This window comes from Herbiconiux moechotypicola, assembly GCF_024979255.1.
GTDB classification, from domain to species: domain Bacteria; phylum Actinomycetota; class Actinomycetes; order Actinomycetales; family Microbacteriaceae; genus Herbiconiux; species Herbiconiux moechotypicola.
Genome location: NZ_JANLCN010000014.1, coordinates 90,045 through 109,306, shown reverse-complemented (window position 1 = coordinate 109,306; position 19,262 = coordinate 90,045). Strand labels below are relative to the sequence as shown.

17 protein-coding genes are annotated in these 19,262 nt (G+C 69.6%); 6 read left to right on the top strand and 11 right to left on the bottom strand.

Going from position 1 to position 19,262, the window contains the following annotated elements:
- The 6 genes from N1031_RS18575 to N1031_RS18550 form a co-directional block, all read right to left on the bottom strand.
- Positions 1 to 705: DUF222 domain-containing protein (locus tag N1031_RS18575; protein WP_259481404.1), on the bottom strand; the 705-nt coding region annotated here is incomplete at its 3' end.
- Between the two features lie 88 nt (positions 706 to 793).
- Positions 794 to 1,780 (bottom strand): class 1b ribonucleoside-diphosphate reductase subunit beta, encoded by a 987-nt coding sequence (nrdF, locus tag N1031_RS18570; RefSeq protein WP_259481403.1) that lies wholly within the window; start codon positions 1,778 to 1,780, stop codon positions 794 to 796.
- A gap of 45 nt (positions 1,781 to 1,825) precedes the next feature.
- A complete protein-coding gene (gene nrdE, locus N1031_RS18565; RefSeq protein ID WP_259481402.1) occupies positions 1,826 to 3,973 on the bottom strand; it encodes a class 1b ribonucleoside-diphosphate reductase subunit alpha in 2,148 nt (715 codons plus the stop codon).
- A complete protein-coding gene (gene nrdI, locus N1031_RS18560) occupies positions 3,958 to 4,407 on the bottom strand; it encodes a class Ib ribonucleoside-diphosphate reductase assembly flavoprotein NrdI (RefSeq protein ID WP_259481401.1) in 450 nt (149 codons plus the stop codon). Before nrdI ends, nrdE begins: the two co-directional genes overlap by 16 nt.
- A gap of 4 nt (positions 4,408 to 4,411) precedes the next feature.
- Positions 4,412 to 4,651 (bottom strand): glutaredoxin-like protein NrdH, encoded by a 240-nt coding sequence (gene nrdH, locus N1031_RS18555; protein WP_171705925.1) that lies wholly within the window; start codon positions 4,649 to 4,651, stop codon positions 4,412 to 4,414.
- A 321-nt stretch (positions 4,652 to 4,972) separates the two neighbouring features.
- On the bottom strand, positions 4,973 to 5,467 hold the full coding sequence (locus tag N1031_RS18550; protein ID WP_259481400.1) for a MarR family winged helix-turn-helix transcriptional regulator: 495 nt from the start codon (positions 5,465 to 5,467) through the stop codon (positions 4,973 to 4,975).
- A gap of 39 nt (positions 5,468 to 5,506) precedes the next feature.
- Here N1031_RS18550 and N1031_RS18545 point away from each other — a divergent pair, with 39 nt between their 5' ends.
- The gene (locus tag N1031_RS18545; RefSeq protein WP_259481399.1) at positions 5,507 to 6,487 is read left to right on the top strand and encodes a DMT family transporter; all 981 of its coding nucleotides are present in this window, start codon (positions 5,507 to 5,509) and stop codon (positions 6,485 to 6,487) included.
- Here N1031_RS18545 and N1031_RS18540 read toward each other — a convergent pair.
- The gene (locus N1031_RS18540; RefSeq protein WP_259481398.1) at positions 6,372 to 7,163 is read right to left on the bottom strand and encodes a siderophore-interacting protein; all 792 of its coding nucleotides are present in this window, start codon (positions 7,161 to 7,163) and stop codon (positions 6,372 to 6,374) included. The genes N1031_RS18545 and N1031_RS18540 overlap by 116 nt on opposite strands.
- 142 nt (positions 7,164 to 7,305) lie before the next feature.
- On the opposite strand from N1031_RS18540, the gene N1031_RS18535 reads away from it, so the two are divergent.
- The gene (locus N1031_RS18535) at positions 7,306 to 9,042 is read left to right on the top strand and encodes a M1 family metallopeptidase (RefSeq protein ID WP_259481397.1); all 1,737 of its coding nucleotides are present in this window, start codon (positions 7,306 to 7,308) and stop codon (positions 9,040 to 9,042) included.
- A gap of 76 nt (positions 9,043 to 9,118) precedes the next feature.
- On the opposite strand, the gene N1031_RS18530 is transcribed toward N1031_RS18535, so the two are convergent.
- The gene (locus N1031_RS18530; RefSeq protein WP_259481396.1) at positions 9,119 to 10,279 is read right to left on the bottom strand and encodes a cystathionine gamma-synthase; all 1,161 of its coding nucleotides are present in this window, start codon (positions 10,277 to 10,279) and stop codon (positions 9,119 to 9,121) included.
- 31 nt (positions 10,280 to 10,310) lie between these two features.
- The gene (locus tag N1031_RS18525) at positions 10,311 to 11,678 is read right to left on the bottom strand and encodes a cystathionine beta-synthase (RefSeq protein ID WP_259481395.1); all 1,368 of its coding nucleotides are present in this window, start codon (positions 11,676 to 11,678) and stop codon (positions 10,311 to 10,313) included.
- Between the two features lie 230 nt (positions 11,679 to 11,908).
- Between N1031_RS18525 and N1031_RS18520 the strand changes: the two genes are divergently transcribed.
- Positions 11,909 to 12,550 carry a response regulator gene (locus tag N1031_RS18520; protein WP_259481394.1) on the top strand — a complete coding sequence of 214 codons (642 nt, stop codon included), beginning with the start codon at positions 11,909 to 11,911 and terminating at the stop codon, positions 12,548 to 12,550.
- On the top strand, positions 12,547 to 13,770 hold the full coding sequence (locus tag N1031_RS18515) for a sensor histidine kinase (protein WP_259481393.1): 1,224 nt from the start codon (positions 12,547 to 12,549) through the stop codon (positions 13,768 to 13,770). Before N1031_RS18520 ends, N1031_RS18515 begins: the two co-directional genes overlap by 4 nt.
- Here N1031_RS18515 and N1031_RS18510 read toward each other — a convergent pair.
- Complete coding sequence (locus N1031_RS18510) at positions 13,757 to 14,098, bottom strand: hypothetical protein (protein WP_259481391.1); 342 nt, start codon at positions 14,096 to 14,098, stop codon at positions 13,757 to 13,759. The genes N1031_RS18515 and N1031_RS18510 overlap by 14 nt on opposite strands.
- A 97-nt stretch (positions 14,099 to 14,195) precedes the next feature.
- Between N1031_RS18510 and N1031_RS18505 the strand changes: the two genes are divergently transcribed.
- A complete protein-coding gene (locus tag N1031_RS18505) occupies positions 14,196 to 16,019 on the top strand; it encodes a S8 family serine peptidase (RefSeq protein ID WP_259481390.1) in 1,824 nt (607 codons plus the stop codon).
- Complete coding sequence (locus N1031_RS20475; RefSeq protein ID WP_310795719.1) at positions 16,016 to 17,218, top strand: glycoside hydrolase family 18 protein; 1,203 nt, start codon at positions 16,016 to 16,018, stop codon at positions 17,216 to 17,218. Before N1031_RS18505 ends, N1031_RS20475 begins: the two co-directional genes overlap by 4 nt.
- On the opposite strand, the gene N1031_RS18495 is transcribed toward N1031_RS20475, so the two are convergent.
- Positions 17,215 to 19,185 (bottom strand): ABC transporter ATP-binding protein, encoded by a 1,971-nt coding sequence (locus N1031_RS18495; protein WP_259481388.1) that lies wholly within the window; start codon positions 19,183 to 19,185, stop codon positions 17,215 to 17,217. The genes N1031_RS20475 and N1031_RS18495 overlap by 4 nt on opposite strands.
- Positions 19,186 to 19,262 lie beyond the last annotated feature (77 nt).

Sequence of the window (19,262 nt, the reverse complement as noted above, 5' to 3'; positions counted from 1 at the left end):
GATGCTCGCCAACCACACCCCACCCTGCTCAGGCGTAAGAGCGAACCGGCCACGGATCATGCCATCGCTCGCCTGCACGAGAGTGAGGGAGCGCTGCTGCTGGAGCCGCTCATCCCGTGGCTCGGCACCATCGGGGTCGATGAGCTCCCGCAGATGGAGGGCGAGCCTGGCCGTCTGATCGGTCGTCAGACGATGCGTGAGGGTCTCGTCGACGAGCGTCTGCTCGGCAGAGGCCACGACATCGGGGCAGCAGCCACGGTCGACGAGTTCACCGCAACGCTTCACGATGACGGCCGCAGTCTCCACGGCGAGGACTCCCTCATCGAGCCACTGCGCAACCAGCGGGAACGGGGCCGGACCCTCACCACCACCCAGGAGCACCGCACCGCGCATCCTGCGCCCGACCTCCAGGCGTGCTCTGCTCTCGTGCGCCGATGTGCCCGTCACGCTCGCGACGAGCTTGACCGGGCTCGTGAAATTCTGCGACCTGCTCAGCCCCTCATCACCGAGCTCACTACGCGACCGCACCGCGACCTCACCGGCAACCCACACCTGCGCCGCACCCACAAGCCGCCCAACCACCTCGACGGCAGCCATCAGCTCAAGCACCTCATCATCGCTCGCACCCGCAAGACCCGCCCCGACCCCACCCACAACACCACGAAGATCGTCAGCGATCTCCCGGAGTCGAGCAGTTGCGGTCATACTGAGATTCTATCAGACTAGGCTGATCAAAGCTCGTTTTCGCACGCTTCATCGTGGTGACTCTGACTCAGAGCGGCGCACGGGCCCGCTAGAAGTCCCAGTCCTCGTCTTCGGTGTTGACGGCCTTGCCGATGACGTACGAGGAGCCGGAGCCCGAGAAGAAGTCGTGGTTCTCATCCGCGTTGGGCGACAGGGCCGAGAGGATGGCGGGGTTCACATCCGTGACCGCCTTCGGGAACATCGGCTCGTAGCCGAGGTTCATGAGCGCCTTGTTCGCGTTGTAGTGGAGGAACTTCTTGACGTCTTCGGTGAGTCCGACCTCGTCGTAGAGGTCTTGCGTGTACTGCACCTCGTTGTCGTAGAGGTCGTAGAGCAGCGAGAAGGTGTAGTCCTTGATCTCGTCGCGCTTGGCCTGGTCGACGAGTTCGAGGCCGCGCTGGAACTTGTAGCCGATGTAGTAGCCGTGCACGGCCTCGTCGCGGATGATGAGGCGGATGAGGTCGGCCGTGTTGGTGAGCTTGGCGCGCGACGACCAGTACATGGGCAGGTAGAAGCCGCTGTAGAAGAGGAAGCTCTCGAGCAGGGTCGAGGCCACCTTGCGCTTCAGCGGCTCGTCGCCGTGGTAGTAGTCGAGGACGATCGACGCCTTCTTCTGCAGGTTCGGGTTCTCGACCGACCAGCGGAACGCCTCGTCGATGTCCTTCGTGTTGGACAGCGTGGAGAAGATCGACGAGTACGACTTGGCGTGCACCGACTCCATGAACGCGATGTTCGTGTAGACGGCCTCCTCGTGCGGGGTGAGCGAGTCGGGGATGAGCGAGACCGCCCCCACCGTGCCCTGGATGGTGTCGAGCAGGGTGAGGCCCGTGAACACGCGCATGGTGAGCTGCTGCTCGGCCGGCGTGAGGGTGGCCCACGACTGCACGTCGTTGGAGAGCGGCACCTTCTCGGGCAGCCAGAAGTTGTTCACCAGACGGTTCCACACCTCGACGTCTTTCTCGTCTTGGATGCGGTTCCAGTTGATCGCCTGCACGCGGTCGACGAGCTTCAGCGGCCCGGAGGGGGGAGGAGTCATGTCTCTATCCGATTCAGAGGGGATTCAGCAGTCAGCGGGCGCCGGTCACAGCATGCAGGAGACGCAACCGTCGACCTCCGTGCCCTCCAGCGCGAGCTGGCGGAGACGGATGTAGTAGATGGTCTTGATGCCCTTGCGCCAGGCGTAGATCTGCGCCTTGTTGATGTCGCGGGTGGTGGCGGTGTCTTTGAAGAACAGGGTGAGCGAGAGGCCCTGGTCGACGTGCTGCGTGGCCGCGGCGTAGGTGTCGATGATCTTCTCGGCGCCGATCTCGTAGGCGTCGGAGTAGTACTCGAGGTTGTCGTTCGTCATGAACGGCGCCGGGTAGTACACGCGCCCGATCTTGCCCTCCTTGCGGATCTCGATCTTCGACGCGACCGGGTGGATGGACGAGGTCGAGTTGTTGATGTACGAGATCGACCCAGTGGGCGGCACGGCCTGCAGGTTCTGGTTGTAGATGCCGTGCGACTGGATGGACGCCTTCAGCGCCAGCCAGTCGTCCTGGGTGGGGATGTGGATGTCCGACGCGGCGAACAGCTCGGCCACGCGCTCGGTGGCCGGCACCCAGGCGGTGTCGGTGTACTTGTCGAAGAACTCACCGGAGGCGTAGGTGGAGTCCTCGAAGCCGTCGAACCGCTCGCCGCGCTCGATGGCGATCGCGTTCGAGGCGCGCAGGGCGTGGAAGAGCACGGTGTAGAAGTAGATGTTCGTGAAGTCGACACCCTCCTCCGAGCCGTAGTGCACCCGCTCGCGGGCGAGGTAGCCGTGCAGGTTCATCTGGCCGAGGCCGATGGCGTGCGACTTGTCGTTGCCGTCTTCGATGGAGCGCACCGAGGTGATGTGCGACTGGTTCGACACCGAGGTGAGGCCGCGGATGGCGGTCTCGACGGTGCGGCCGAAGTCGGGCGAGTCCATGGTGAGCGCGATGTTGAGCGACCCCAGGTTGCACGAGATGTCCTTGCCGATCTGGTCGTAGGACAGGTCTTCGTTGTAGGTGGTGGGGGTGTTCACCTGCAGGATCTCGGAGCACAGGTTCGACATGTTGATGCGGCCCTTGATGGGGTTGGCCTTGTTCACCGTGTCTTCGTACATGATGTACGGGTAGCCCGACTCGAACTGGATCTCGGCGAGGGTCTGGAAGAACTCGCGCGCGTTGATCTTGGTCTTGCGGATGCGCGGGTCGTCGACCATCTCGCGGTACTTCTCCGAGACGGAGATGTCGCCGAAGGGCACGCCGTAGACGCGCTCGACGTCGTAGGGCGAGAAGAGGTACATGTCCTCGTCGTTCTTGGCCAGCTCGAAGGTGATGTCGGGCACGACGACACCCAGCGACAGCGTCTTGATGCGGATCTTCTCGTCGGCGTTCTCGCGCTTGGTGTCGAGGAACTTCATGATGTCGGGGTGGTGCGCCGAGAGGTACACCGCTCCCGCGCCCTGACGGGCGCCGAGCTGGTTGGCGTAGCTGAAGCTGTCTTCGAGCAGCTTCATGACGGGGATGATACCCGAGGACTGGTTCTCGATCTGCTTGATCGGGGCGCCGGCCTCACGGATGTTCGACAGCAGCAGCGCCACGCCGCCGCCGCGCTTGGAGAGCTGCAGCGCGGAGTTGATGCCGCGGGCGATCGACTCCATGTTGTCTTCGATGCGCAGCAGGAAGCAGCTCACGAGCTCGCCGCGCTGCGCCTTGCCCGTGTTGAGGAAGGTGGGGGTGGCGGGCTGGAAGCGGCCGCCGATGATCTCCTCCACCAGGTCGGTGGCGAGCTTCTCGTCGCCGCGGGCGAGGCCGAGCGCGGTCATGACGACGCGGTCTTCGAAGCGCTCGAGGTAGCGCTTGCCGTCGAAGGTCTTCAGCGTGTAGGAGGTGTAGTACTTGAACGCACCGAGGAAGGTGTCGAAGCGGAACTTCTTCGAGTAGGCGAGGTCGTTGAGCTGCTGGATGAACTCGAACGAGTACTGGTCGAGCACCTCCTTCTCGTAGTACTCCTTCTCGACCAGGTAGTCGAGGCGCTCGCGCAGGTTGTGGAAGAAGACGGTGTTCTGGTTGACGTGCTGCAGGAAGTACTGCTTGGCCGCCTCGCGGTCTTTGTCGAACTGGATGTTCCCCCCGGCGTCGTAGAGGTTGAGCATCGCGTTGAGCGAGTGGTAGTCGAGCGCCGGCGCGGCGGTGGGCGCGTCGATCAGAGTTGCTTCCACAGTCTGTCCAATCCGTTCTGGACGGCCTCGCGGTCATCCGGGGTTCCGAATACTTCGAATCGATAGAGGAGCGGGACCTTGCATTTGCGCGCGACGATGTCGCCCGCAAGGCAGTAGGCCTCGCCGAAATTGGTGTTGCCGCCGGCGATGACGCCGCGGATGAGGGATCGGTTGCCCTCGTCGTTGAGGAACTGGATCACCTGTTTGGGCACGGCCCCCGCCCCGTTGCCCCCGCCGTAGGTGGGGAGCACGAGCACGAACGGCGCGGTGGCCTTCAGCTTCTCTTCGCGGGCGTAGATCGGGATGCGCGAGGCGACCCGGCCGAGCGACTCCACGAAGCGGTGCGTGTTACCGGAGACGCTCGAGAAGTAGACGAGGTCTGCGGGAGGCGAGAGCAGGCGCGACGACCCAATCCGGGCGGAATCAGCCCGCATCGAATCAGGCGCTGGCGCGGGAGGCGAGCTCGGCGATCTTGTCGGGACGGAAGCCCGACCAGTGGTCGCCCTCGGAGGTCATGACGACGGGCGCCTGCAGGTAGCCCAGCTCCTTGACGGTCTCGAGCGCCTTCTCGTCGACCGAGAGGTCGAAGATCTCGAACTCGAGGCCCTTGTTCTCGAGGGCGCGGTAGGTCGCCGTGCACTGGACGCAGGAGGGCTTCGTGTAGACCGTGATTGCCATGTGGCGCACCTTTCGCGAGCGAACGATAAAGAGAGAAAAGCAGTGTTCCGGCACCGTCTCCGCCACTGTGGGCGGCCCCTCGATGTCGGGAGTTCAATACTACATCTAGTTGTCGCCGATATCGATAACCCCTAGATGAAGTGTTACACCCGTGTAATTATCCACAGGTCATCCACACCTGTGAACAGGGATACCCACGGGTTTCTCCACACCCGGAACGCCGGGATTCCGCCATTCCGGCCCGATCTGTGGAGAGCCGCAGCCCTCACCGCTGAGGATAAATCCAGCCACCGACATCGACACGCCCCGGCGTGTCGCGCATCAGTCCTCCACGCGGACGAGCCAGGCCGACAGGATGCGCTCGAGGGCGCGACGATCGGCAGCCGGCAGCTCGGCCAGCAGGCCGGCCTCGTTGGCCATGTGGTCGGCGAACGCCGCGTCGATCAGCTCGCGCCCGGCCGCGGTCAGTGCGACCACGCGCCGCCGCCCATCGCCCTCGGCCGCGCGGCGTTCCACCAGGCCGGCCGCCTCGAGACGGTCGAGCCGCTTGGACATCGCCCCGGTGGTCACCATCGTGTGCTCGGCGAGTTCACCCGGCGCCCGCTCGAACGGGGCCCCGGCACGCCGCAGGGTCGCGAGCACGTCGAACTCCCCCTCGCCCAGCCCGTGCTCGGCGTAGACCCGCTCGAGCTCGACCGTGAGGTGGGCGGCCAGCCGATGGATGCGGCCGATCACGCCCTGCGGCTCCGGATCGAGGTCGGGCCGCTCGCGACGCCACTCCGCCTGGATGCGTGCCACTCGATCGGAAGGGTCCACCCCTTGATACTACCTTCCCGGGAAGCTACATTAACTTCCATGGAAGCTACCTGGCGCTGGGCGCTCGTCACCGCCATCGCCCCCGTCGCCTGGGGCTCCAACTACTTCGTCACCCGCCACCTCCTCCCGGCCGACGAACCGCTCTGGGGCGCCGTCTTCCGCGCGCTCCCGGCAGGGCTCCTTCTTCTTCTGCTCGCCCGCGAACGGCCGCACGGCTCCTGGTGGTGGAAGTCGCTCGTGCTCGGCACGCTCAACGTGGGCGCCTTCTTCGTGCTCATCTACCTCGCCTCGCAACTGCTGCCTACGAGCATCGCCTCAACGGTGATGGCGAGCTCGGCGGGCGTTCTGCTGCTCATCGCCTGGCCTCTCCTCGGCGAACGGCCGAGGCTGCTGCCCGCACTCGGGGCGGCAGTGGGCTTCGCGGGGGTGGTGCTCATGCTCGCGCCGGGCGCAGCGGGCGGTGCCGCAGCGATCGATCCCGTCGGCGTCGCCGTCTCCCTCCTCGCGATGTGTCTGTCGTCGGTGGGCTTCGTGCTCACGAAGCGCTGGGGCGCCGATGTGCGCGTGCTGCCACTCACGGCCTGGCAGCTGCTCGCGGGGTCGGCCGTCCTCATCCCGGTCGCGGCGGTGTTCTCGGGACCACCGCCGGTGCCCGACGGCACCGAGCTGCTGGGCTTCGCCTACGTGTCGCTCGTGGCGACGGCCGCGGCCTTCCTCGCCTGGTTCGCCGGTCTGCGGCGCCTGCCCGCCGCATCCGTCGGCCTCATCGGGCTGCTCAACCCCGTCACCGGCGTGCTGCTCGGCACCCTCGTGGCCGGGGAGCACTTCGGGCCGGCGCAGCTGGCGGGCACGGTGCTGGTGCTCGGAGGCGTTCTGCTCGGCCAGCGCCGCACGAAAGCGGGCGTCAGTGCGCCGATCGCTTCCAGTACCCGCAGAAGGTCACGTTCGACTTCGGCACCCCCCGCTCCGACACCAGATGACGCCGCGCCCCCGTCGCCAGCGCCGACTCCCCGACGGTGAAGGCGTAGACCGAGCCGGCCTCGAACTCGAGGGCGGCGAGCGCCGGCAGCGCCGCGCTGCCCGGCGCCGATCCCTCGTCGCGCAGGAGCCAGTGCACGGTGAACCCCTCGGGTGCACCGAGCTCCTGCTGATCGGCGAAGTCGAAGAGCTCGATGATCGCGTGACCGCGTGCGTCGCGCGGAAGGTCGCGCAGGATGCCCGCCACCGCGGGCAGGCCCGTCTCGTCGGCCACCAGCAGCTGCCAGTCGGAGGGCACCGGCTTCCAGCCGCAGCCCTGGTCGATGAACGCGATCTCGTCGCCCGCCTTCGCCGCAGCCGCCCACGGCGCGGCGACCCCCGAGGTGCCGTGCACCACGAAGTCGATGTCGAGCTCGGCCGGGTCGCTGCGGTAGGCCCGCACCGTGTAGTTGCGGATGACGGGACGGGTGCCCTTCGGGAGAGTGAGGTACTTGAGCCAGCCGGCCATGCCGTAGCGGTCGGGCAGGTTGTCGAACCGGGTGGTGTCGTCGACCGGCACGGCGAGGCGGAACCACTGGTCGAAGCCCTTGAACTCGAAGCGGTCGAGGCCTCCCCCGCCGAGGGTGACCCGCACCATGTGGGGTGTGACGCGCTCGGTGCGCAGCACCTCGGCGGTGACGAGGCCGGACTCGGCGTGGGTGACGGTGATGTTGCTCATGCCCGGCTCCATTCGGGTAAGGGTGACCTAACTTCTGAGACTAGCGAAGCGCAGCCATGGTCACCAGCGCGACCGCCGCCCTATGCTGGTGCTCCGGCACCACTCTCAGGCTCTCCACAGCCATGGCATAGCGAGGACGACAATGACCGACTGCGTACTGGCGGCCACCGGCTCGGGCCCCTTCCCGCTGGCGCTGCTCGCCCTGGCCGTGGTGGCCATCGGCGCCGGCGTCACCTGGCTCGTGGTGCGGCGCCGTCGCCGTTCGGCTGCGGCGCTGGCCGCCATCCCGCTCCTCGTGCTCGCCCTCCTGGCGACCGGCGGGCTCGCGCCGCAACCGGCCGTCGCCGCCGAGCCGTGCCCGTCGACCGCCACCGCCGCCCCCACGGTCGCGCCCACGCCGAGCCCCACCCCCACCGTCACGCCCGTCGACTACGTCGAGGGCGCCGACGGCATCGGCGACCCCTACTACCCCCTCGACGGCAACGGCGGCTACGACGTGCAGCACTACGCTCTCGACCTCGCCTACGACCCCGCCGACGGCGTGCTCTCCGGTTCGGCCACCATCACCGCCACGGCCACCGAGAACCTCAAGACCTTCAACCTCGACTTCGACACCCGCAACGTCGACGGCACCGACGCGATCACCGTCGCCTCGGTCACGGTGAACGACACGCCCGCCGAGTGGAACCTCTCCACCACCCAGATCAGCATGGTCACCGCCCAGCCGCAGGTGCCCGGTTCGACCGATGCCGACGCCACCCCGCCACGCACCGAGCTCACGGTCATCCCAGCCACGGGCATCCTGAGCGGCAGCACCATCACCACGACGGTGAGCTACAGCGGCGTGCCCATCACGATCGACGACGCGTTCGGCCCGGCCGGCGTGTTCCGCTCCACCGACGGCGCCGTGATCGTGGGTCAGCCCCGGGTGGCCGCCACCTGGTTCCCCGCCAACGACCACCCCGCCGACAAGGCCACCTTCACCACCACGATGGCCGTGCCCGAGGGACTCACCGTCGTGGGCAACGGGCGACTGGCCGAGCGGTCAACCGAGGCGGGCACGAGCAGCTTCACCTGGGAGATGGACCAGCCGATGGCGACCTACCTCGCCACGGCCACGGTGGGCGTCTACGACATCACCACCAGCACGGTCGACGGCATCACCTACTACGACGCCATCGACCCCTCCCTCTACTCAGTCGAGGCGGATGGGGGCGGCACGACAGTGGGCGACGTCGCGTCGGCCGTGTTCGCCACCGAGCCCGAGGTGATCGACTTCCTCGAGCAGTCGTTCGGCCCGTACCCGTTCAGCGAGGCCGGCGGCATCGCCATCGCCGACCTCTCGCCGGGCGAGCCGCTCCCCTACGCGCTCGAGAACCAGACCCGGCCGATCTACCCGAGCTGGTCGTTCCCCGCCGACGCCGACGCCTCGGTCGTGGTGCACGAGCTCGCCCACCAGTGGTACGGCGACGACGTGTCGATGGAACGCTGGGCCGACATCTGGCTGAACGAGGGCTTCGCCACCTACGCGGAGTGGCTGTGGGCCGAGCACACCGGCGGCCCGACCCCGCAGCAGACCTTCGACCGCATCTACGCCGTCGCGCCCGCCGACTTCTGGTCGACGGTGGTGGCCGACCCGGGCCCGGCCGGCATCTTCGACGGACCGGTGTACACCCGCGGCGCACTGACCCTCCAGGCCCTGCGTACGGAGGTGGGCGATGACGACTTCTTCGCCATCCTGCAGGGCTGGGCCGCCGGGCACGCCGGCACCTCGGTGTCGACCGAGCAGTTCATCGACTACGCCGAGTCGGTCTCGGGCGACGACCTCGGCGCGCTCTTCGACGCGTGGATCTTCACGCCATCGAAGCCGGCGCTGTAGGGCGCGGGGGCTTCGACGCGGCGACGGCCGGCCCGGTCAGCGGGCCGGCCGGTCAGCAGGTCGGCGGCTCAGCGGCTCAGCGCCGCGGAAGCGCCCGGTCGAGGTCGGCGAGCAGGTCGTCGACCGACTCGATGCCCACCGAGAGCCTGATGACGTTCTCGGGCACCTCGAGCGGTGTGCCCTTCACCGAGGCGTGGGTCATCTCCGACGGGTAGCCGATGAGCGACTCCACGCCACCGAGCGACTCCGCCAGCTGGAACACCCTGGTCGACTCGGCGAACTTGCGCGCCGCCTTGGGCCCGCCTTTGAGCGCCACCGAGATCATGCCGCCGAACGACCGCATCTGCCGCTTCGCGAGCTCGTGACCGGAATGCTCCGGGAGGCCCGGGTAGTACACCGTCTCGAGCGCCGGGTGACCCACGAGGTGCTCGGCGATCGCCTGCGCGTTGGCCGAGTGCCGGTCCATCCGCACCGCGAGCGTCTTGATGCCCCGCGTGGTGAGCCACGCATCCATCGGCCCGGAGACCCCGCCGGAGGCGAACTGCAGAAAGCGCACCTTCTCTTCGAGGGCGTCGTCGTTCAGCACCACGGCGCCGCCGAGCACGTCGGAGTGGCCGCCGAGGTACTTCGTGGTGGAGTGCACCACCACGTCGGCGCCGAGCGCGAGCGGCTGCTGCAGGTAGGGCGAGGCGAAGGTGTTGTCGACCACCACGATGGCTCCGGCCGCGTGCCCGATCTCGGCGAGCTCGGCGATGTCGCTGATCTTCATGAGCGGGTTCGAGGGCGTCTCGAGCCAGAGCATCTTCGTCTGGCCCGCGGCGACGGCCTTGCTCACGGCCGAGAGGTCGCCCATCTCGACGACGGCGTTCTCGACCCCCCACTTGCCGTGGATGCGGTCGATCAGGCGGTGGGTGCCGCCATAGGCGTCGTTGCCGAGCACGATGCGGTCACCCGGCCCGAGTGCCGCGCGCAGCAGCGCGTCTTCGGCCGCCAGACCCGAGGCGAAGGAGAGTCCGTGCTTCGCCCCCTCGAGCGAGGCGAGGAGGGTCTCGAGCGAGGTGCGGGTGGGGTTGCCGCCACGGGCGTACTCGTACCCGCCGCGGAAGCCGCCGATGCCGTCCTGCACGAAGGTGGAGGTGAGGTACACCGGGGGGATGATCGCCCCGGTGGTGGGGTCGAACTGCTGCCCGGCGTGGATCGCCCGGGTCTCGAACTGCTCGTCGTTCTTGCTGGCCATGCTGATCTTTCGGTTCGGGATGCGCGAGCCGTCAGGCTTCGCTGAGGAAGGTGAGGAGGTCTTGCCGGGTGATGACGGTCACCGGCTTGCCGTCGTCGGAGACGAGCAGCGCCGGTGTTGCGACGAGCGCCTGGCGCACCGAGGAGATGGGCTCGTTGATGCCGATGAGCGGCAGCGCGGCGCCCACGATGTCGCCGACCTTGTCGGTCATCGCGGCGCTGCCCCCGAACACCTGGTCGAGCACGGTCTGCTCGTCGAGCGAGCCCACCACCTCGCCCATCACGACGGGGGGCTCGGCCGAGAGCACCGGCACCTGCGAGACACCGTACTCGGCCATGATGCCGATGGCGTCGTGCACGGTGTCGCTCGGATGCACGTGCACGAGTGCCGGGAGCACATCGCCCTTGAGGGCGAGCAGCTCGCGCACCGTCGACCCCTCGCTCTCGGTGGCGAAGCCGTAGGAGCGCATCCATTTCTCGTTGAAGATCTTGCCGAGGTAGCCGCGGCCGCCGTCGGGCAGCAGCACGACCACGACGGCGTCGGCCGGCAGGTCGCGGGCGGCCCTGAGCGCCGCAGCGACGGCGAGGCCGCTCGAGCCGCCCACGAGCAGACCCTCCTCGCGGGCGAGGCGGCGGGTGAGCTCGAACGACTCGGCGTCGCTGGCCGCGATGATCTCGTCCACCACGCTCGCGTCGTAGGCAGCCGGCCAGAAGTCCTCGCCCACGCCCTCGACGAGGTAGGGGCGGCCGGTGCCGCCGGAGTAGACCGAGCCCTCCGGGTCGGCGCCGATGACGGTCACCCGTCCGTCGGAGACCTCTTTGAGGTAGCGGCCGGTTCCGCTGATGGTGCCGCCGGTGCCCACCCCCGCCACGAAGTGGGTGATGAGGCCCTCGGTGTCGCGCCAGATCTCGGGACCGGTGGTCTCGTAGTGACTGAGCGGCCCGTTGGGGTTGGCGTACTGGTTCGGCTTGAAGGCGCCGGGGATCTCGCGCACCAACCGGTCGGAGACCGAGTAGTAGGAGTCGGGGTCTTCGGGCGCGACGGCCGTGGGGGTCACCACGATCTCGGCACCGTAGGCGGTGAGCACGTTGCGCTTGTCCTCCCCCACCTTGTCGGGCAGCACGAACACGCAACGGTAGCCGCGCTGCTGGGCGACCAGGGCGAGCCCGATGCCCGTGTTGCCGGAGGTGGGCTCGACGATGGTGCCGCCCGGCTTCAGCAGCCCCTCCCGCTCGGCGGCGTCGATGATGCGGGTGGCGATGCGGTCTTTCGACGAACCTCCGGGGTTGAGGTACTCGATCTTCGCGAGCACCGTGGCCTGGATGCCCTCGGTGACGCTGTTGAGCTTGACCAGCGGGGTGTTCCCCACCAGATCGATGACGCTGTCGGCGTACTTCATGGGTGTTCCTTCAGTGGTGTCTCGCGACCGCTTCGTGCACGACCGGCACGGGCGCCGCGAGAGCGCGGGCTGGGGCGGTGACGAATCCGGGTGCGTTCAGGCGGAGTCGTCGCTCAGCGACGACAACACGAGGGAATCACGAACACGCCTCCAGTGTAGCGCCGACGCCGGGCGCGTGCCGCCCCTTCTGGGGCGTTCGGAGGAGAGCGGCCGTGCGGTAGCCTGACCGCGTGGGGGTGAGGGTCTGCGTCGTCGAAGACCAGCCGCTCTATCGCCAGATGCTCACCGGTTTGCTGGGGGCCGCCCCGGGCGTGGTGGTGGAGGCCACGGCCGACTCGTTCGCGGAGGCGATCCGAGTGGAGCTGCGCAGCGTCGACGTCGCGCTGGTCGACGTCCACCTCGGCGACGGCGACGGGATCGACCTGGGACTGGCGCTGCGGAGGCGCCGGCCCGAGACTGCCATCGTGCTGCTCTCCGCCTCCGACTCCAGTCACCGGCTGCTCGCCCTCCCGGCGTCCGAGCGCGGGCACTGGAGCTACCTCTCGAAGACCTCGGCCCTCTCGGCGTCGTCGCTGGTGGGAGCGATCGCCAGCGCCGCCTCGGGCCGGTCCGTGATCGACCGGTCGGTGCTGGAGGGCCGCGCACCCGTGCGCTCGGGCCCTCTCGACACCCTCACCGCCCGTCAGCTCGAGGTGCTGCGGCTGCTCTCGGCCGGGCTCACCAATGCGGCCATCGCCGAGGAGCTCGGCATCGCGGTGCGCTCCGTCGACAATCACGTGAACGCGGTCTACGAGGCGCTCGGGGTGGCCGCGACGAGTCGCGTGAACCCGCGGGTCTCGGCCGCGGCGCTGTTTCTGGAGCACTCCCGGTGACCGCGATCGCGCGCCCACGCGCATCCGGCGACCGCCACCAGCCGCGCCACGACCTGCGCCACGACCTGCGCGACGACAGGCGGGTGCTTCTCGGCACCGTCGCGGTGGTCGGACTGCTGTTCGCCGCCGCCACGAGCGTGCAGTCGGTGATGGCGCTCGGCGTGTTCTCGACGAGCCTGCGCGCGGTGGACTCCTCGCCCGTGGTCGAGATCGCCGCGCGCACGGCGATCAACCTCGGCACGGTCGCCGTGGTGCTCGCGCTGACAGCGCTCCTGGCGCCGCAACGCAGGAGGCTCGCGCTGCAGCTCCCGATGCTCGCCGGCATCGCGCTGGCGGCGGGCGGTGCCCGGGCACTGGCGCAGTGGTCGAGCGGGCTCTACAGCGAGGCGGCGGTGCCCGTTCTGCTCGCCGAGGTCGGCACCACGACCGCCGCGAGCGGCGTCACCCTCGGCATCGGTCTCGCCCTGCTGGCCCTGTGGAGGCGCCTGCGCACCGAGGAGCGCGTGCGGCTGAACAGCCAGCTCGAGGCGCTCGAGGCACACCGCGAGCTTCATGCCGAAGAGCTGCGGGTGCGCCGCGACGTGGCCGAGGAGCTGCACGGCACGGTGCAGAGCTCGCTCGTGATCGTGGAGGCCCGGCTGCTCGCACTGGCCGAGACCCCCGGCTCCGATGCGGAGGCGCTCGCGTCGGTCGCGGAGGCGGTGCGCACGGTGCGCGATGTCGAGTTGCGAGAGCTCATGACGGGGCTCTACCCCGCCGATCTCGATCGCGGACTGGTGCCCGCCGTGCGCGCGCTGATCGCCCGGCTCCCCGCCTCGATCGTCGTCGACGACGAGTTCGCCGAGAGCGGGATGCGGATGGAGGCCGACCGGCCGCTGCCGCTCGAGGACCGTCTGCTGGTGTTCCGCCTGGTGGAGGAGGCGGTGACGAACGCCCTGCGGCACGGCGGGGCCCAGCGCATCCGGATCGCCTTCGCTCACGCCGGCGGGCTGCTCACGGTCACGGTCGACGACGACGGTCGCGGTCTGCCCGCGAACGCGACCCCGTCGGGTCTCGACCGCCTGCGTCGTCAGCTCGACGGCCGCGGAGGGACGCTCACGGTGAGTCCTCGTGCCGACCGGCGTGCTGACGGAGTCGCCTCCGGAACCACCCTCACCGCGTCGCTTCCGCGCTCCAGCCCGGCCAGGCCCGAGCCGGCGGTCACGCTCAGCGCACCGTGAAGCTGAGCAGGGTGCCGATGATCGCGCTCACGAGCACCAGTGCGAAGCCGCTCACGGCCCACGGCGCCGAGCGCTGACCGCGCGTGAGCCGCCTCGCGGCGAGCACGATCGACACCACCGCGACGGCGAGGGGCACCAGGATGAGCAGGACGACCGGGCCCACGATCAGTGCACCGCACTCGCCCCGCGCGCAGTACAGGGGGAGCAACAACCAGCAGAACGCCCCCCAGGCCGACGACACCACGGCCGCCACGGCGGTGAGCACCACGAACACGATCGTCGTCGTGGTCGTCGGTGTACGGGATGCGGGGTCCGCCTGGATGGTCACGGACGACACCTTAGCCAGTCGGTCGGGCACGCGTCGCCGGATAGGTAGTTCTGCCTAGAGTTCGCAGTGGTGCGGCCCGCTGCGCAAGGATCGGGGCATGGGGACTCATCGCATCCGCTTCGCCGCGCTCGCCTGCGCGGGCACCCTGTTGCTGCTCACCGTCGGGGTCGCCCCTGCGGTGAGCGCTACCGCGACCGCCACGGCGAGCGCCGCCGCGAGCACCGCCGAGGACTGCCGCACCATCCCCGTCGAGGCCGATGAGCCGCTCTCCTCCGGCCTGGCGCGGTCGACCTTCGGCGTCGACGGCACCGGGGCCACGATCGGCATCATGTCGGACTCGTACGCGCTCGCCACAGCCGTCACCACCCCCGAGGACGACATCGCGGACGGTCTCCTCCCGGGCCCCGGCAACCCCTGCGGTCGCGAGACCCCCGTCGAGGTGCTGGTCGAAGGGTCCGAGGGAGCCGACGAGGGCCGGGCCATGGCGCAGCTCGTGCACGGGATCGCGCCGGGCGCACGCATCCTCTTCGCTGCCGACGGCGACGACGTGCACTCGGCCGCGCAGTCGGTGCTGGCCCTCGCCGAGGCGGGAGCCACGATCATCGTCGACGACGTCTCCCCGGCGGGTGAGCTGGCCTTCCAGCGCAGCGAGCTGTCGTCGGCGATCGAGCAGGTGCGGAGCGAGTACAGCGTGAGCTACCTCACCTCGGCCGGCAACGAGACGGTGGTGGGAGCCGGCGACACCGCGAGCGAGGGCCGGCCCATCGGCGGCTGGCGCACGACCGCCTACCGCGGCACGGAGTGTCCCGAGTGGGTCGAGCCCACCGACGGCGAGGCGGTCGACTGCCTCGACTTCGACCCGGGAGAGGGCTACGACCCGACCGACACGCTCGCGATCGACGCGGGCGACTCCCCCACGTTCATCCTGCAGTGGGGCGAGCCTGTCGACGGGCTGGTCTCCGACTTCGAGCTGCAGCTGTACCGCACGGGCGACGGGGAACCGGTGGCCGTGGGAGACGCCTACTGGCGCGACACCGCCCGGCCGATCGTGGAGCTCGATCTCGGGACCACGATCGAGGAGGGCGACTACGACCTCGTGGTCGTGAGACTCGCCGCGCCCGAGGGCGCCGAGGCCGGGTCGGGACCCGCCGTCTGGATCGGGCAGACCACGAACACGAACGTGATCCTCTCGGCCGAGTACGACACGAGCGCGGGTGACGACGTCGTGGGGCCGGTGACGTACGGGCACCAGTCCGACGGGTCGTCGCTCACCGTGGGCACCGCCACGTGGGACACCCCCGAGGTGATCGCCGACACCCAGTCGATCGGGCCGGGCACCCTGCTGTTCGGGCCGGTCGACCCCGAGAGCGGCGTTCCCGCGGCCGCACTCGAGGCGCCAGAGACCGTCGACGCCCCCGCGCTCGTCTCGGTCGACGGCACCCGCACCTCCTTCTTCGGCTGGGACGAGGAGGAGGACGGCGAGACCGTCTACCGTTTCCACGGCACCTCGGCGGCAGCGCCGAACGCGGCGGCCGTGCTCGCGCTGGCCTTCGAGTGGGCGCCGGAGGCCGGAGCCGCCGCGATCGAGCAGGCCGCGCTCGACACCGCGCGCCCGCTCGAGAATCCCTACGCCGAGTTCGGCTTCGCCGACGCCTCGGTGGTGGGCGCGGGCCTGCTCGACGCCTACGCGCTGCTGGAGTCGTTCGGTGCTCCTCCGGCCCCCGCACCCGAGCCGACCGGCTCCGGCGACGCCTCGGGCGACGATCTGGCCGACACCGGGGCCGCGACCGCGGGTCTCGTGGCCGCGGTCGCGGCCGCCGTCGTGGTGCTGGCCGCCGGCGTGGTCGTCGTGGTGCTGGTGCGCCGGAGAGCGCGCGCGGCGGGCGGGTCGTCCGATGGTCCGGACGGGGCCGAGCGATGATCGGGCTGCCCCGCCGGCGACGCCGGATGCTCGCGGCCGGCGCGGCGGGAGCAGTGGCGTTGGGCGCGGCGTGGGCCGGGGCTTCGGCGGTTCCGCCGGCCTCCGCCGCCGACGTGCCCGTCGACGACCGCGTCATCGTCTACTACCAGAAGCAGTTCACCGACGGCTACGCCGAGTACATCTCCCCGGCCCCACTCCTGCACGAGGGCACCGGGGTCGACGTGGTCAACCTCGCCGCCATCCACATGAACGCCGACGTGCTGAACCTCAACGACCTCGAGCCCGGGAGCCCGCTGTTCGACCGGATGTGGGCCGACCTCGCCGAGTTGCAGGCGAACGGCATCGCGGTGGTGGGCATGGTCGGCGGAGCGATGAACTCGAGCTGGGAGAACCTCGAGGACGACTACGACACGCAGTACCCCCGGCTGCGCGACTTCGTCGCCGAGCACGGTCTCGACGGCGTCGACCTCGACGTGGAGACCGGCACCGACATCGCCGTGGTGGAATCCGTCATCGCCGATCTCGAGAGCGATTTCGGGCCGGACTTCCTCATCACGCTCTCGCCCGTCACCGCGGGGCTGATGGGGCGCGACAACCTCTCCGGTCTCGACTACGACGAGCTCTACCGGCGCAGCGGTGCGTCGATCGACTGGTTCAACACGCAGTTCTACTGCGGGTGGGGAGACCCCACGGCGGCGAACTACGATGCGATCGCGCGCTACCAGGCCACCCGGGGTGCGGGCATACCCGCGTCGAAGATCGTGCTCGCGGTGCTCACGAACCCCGAGAACTGCGACGAGGGGTGGGTGCCGCTCGACGAGCTCACGGCGTCGTTCGACGTGATGCGCACCGCGCATCCCGACTTCGGCGGTGTCGCCGGATGGGAGTACTTCAACTCCCTGCCGGGCGGCGAGGAGGAGCCGTGGCGGTGGGCCGCCGTGATGCGGGAGGCCCTCGACCGGCCGGTACCGACGCCGACCCCGAACAGCACCCCCACTCCTACCCCTACCGCTTCGCCGATCACACCGACCGCGACGCCGGTGGCCACCCCGTCCGCCGGCGAGCTGGCGGCGACCGGATCGAACGGGGCAGCCGGGTTCTCCGTCGCCGCGGCGGCTGCGGCGGCTACGGCTGTCGGCGCGCTCGCCGTCGGCGTGACCCTCACCGTCCGGCGCCGGCTGCGGCGAGCGCCGCGCTAGACGACCTCTCCCGTCACGTCGGTGAGCTGCTGCAGGTAGAGCCGAGCGTACGCACCGTCTCGCGCGATGAGCTCGGCGTGGGTGCCGCTCTCCACGATGCGGCCCGCGTCGACCACGAAGATGACGTCGGCCTGCACGATCGTGGAGAGACGATGCGCGATGGCGATGGTCGTGCGGCCGTGCGCCGCGGTGTCGAGCGCCTGCTGCACCACGCGCTCCGACACGGTGTCGAGCGCACTGGTGGCCTCGTCGAGGATGAGCACGGCCGGGTCTTTCAGCAGCACGCGCGCGATGGCGATGCGCTGCTTCTCGCCCCCCGACAGACGGTAGCCGCGCTCCCCCACGACGGTGGCATACCCTTCGGGAAAGCTCATGATGCGGTCGTGGATGTTCGCGCGCCGCGCCGCGTCGTGCAGCTCGTCGTCGCTCGCGCCCGGCCGGGCGTAGCGGAGGTTCTCGGCGATGGTGGCGTGGAAAAGGTAGGTCTCCTGTGACACGATGCCGAGCCGGTCGATGAGCGACTCGTGCCGCACCTCCCGCACGTCGACCCCGTCGACGAGCACCCGGCCCGCCGAGGCCTCATAGAGCCGGGGCACCAGATAGGAGATGGTCGTCTTGCCCGCGCCCGATGCCCCCACGAAGGCGGCGAAGCGCCCGGGCTCCACCTCGAACGACACGTCGTCGAGGGTGGGATGCTCGTGATCGCCGTCGGGGTACACGAAGCTCACGTGGTCGAAAGCGACCCGGCCCGGCCGCCCGGTGTCGGGCAGCTCGCCCGCATCCGGAGCGTCGGTGATGGCGGGCTTCAGGTCGAGGTACTCGAAGATGCGGGCGAACAGCGCCCCCGAGGTCTGCAGGTCGAGACCCACCCGCATGAGCCCGAGCAGAGGCCACATGAGCCGCGCCTGCACGGTGGTGAAGGCCACGATCGTGCCCGCCGTCACGTCGACTCCGCCGGCGATGAGATAGCCCGCCACGAGGTAGACGACCGCGGGCACCACCGAGAGCACGATCTGCACGATCGCGAAGAACCACTGGCCGCTCATCTGCTGGCGCACCTGCAGCTCGATCTGGTTGCCGTTCTCGTCGGAGTAGCGGTCGACCTCGGTGCGCTGCCGGTTGAAGCTCTTCGCCAGCAGGATGCCCGACACACTGAGCGCCTCCTGCGTGATCGCCGTCATGTCCGACAGCGACTCCTGCGTCTTCGCGGCGATGCGGGCGCGCACCTGCCCCACCCGGCGCTGCACGAACACGAGCAGCGGCATGAGCACCACGGCCACCACGGTGAGCTGCCAGCTGAGCAGCAGCATCGCCACGAGCGCCGCGATCACCGTGACGGTGTTGCCGAGCACGCTCGAGACGGTGTTGGTGAGCACGTTGGCCACCCCGCCGACGTCGTTCTGCAGGCGGGACTGGATGACGCCGGTCTTGGTGCGGGTGAAGAACGCCAGCTCCATGCGCTGGAGGTGCTCGAACAGCCGGATGCGCAGGTCGCCCATGACGCGGTTGCCCACCCGGGCGGTGAGATAGGTCTGCCACACGCCGAGGGCGGCGGAGACGACCCAGATGAGCACCATCAGGCCGACGAGCTCGAACAGCACCGGGATGTTCGGGGTGCCGCCGGCGGGGAACAACCCGAGGTCGAAGGCCTGCTCGGTGAGCAGAGGCGGCAGCACGGTGAGCGCGGCGCCGACGATGACGAGCACGCCCGTGGTGATGAGCGCGGCGCGGTAGGGCAGGAACAGTTCGGAGATGCGGCGCAGCAGGTGCGGGATCTTCGGGGCGGCTGCGTTGGCGGCCTTGATCGCGTCCGGGTCGCCGCCACGGCCGCCGGGGCCTCCGGGGCCGCCCGGGCCGCCTGCTCCGGCAGGCCCGCCGAGCACACCGCGCGTGCCGCCGCCCGCTCGCTGGCCCCCGCGCATCCCGCCGGCCGCGGCGATGTCTCCCATCCGCCCGACTCCGCTCATGGGCACACCCTACGCCGCGCCCCCGACCCCGCCGTCCGGTTCCGCCCACGGCGGAACCCGCCCCGCCCCGCGCGGTT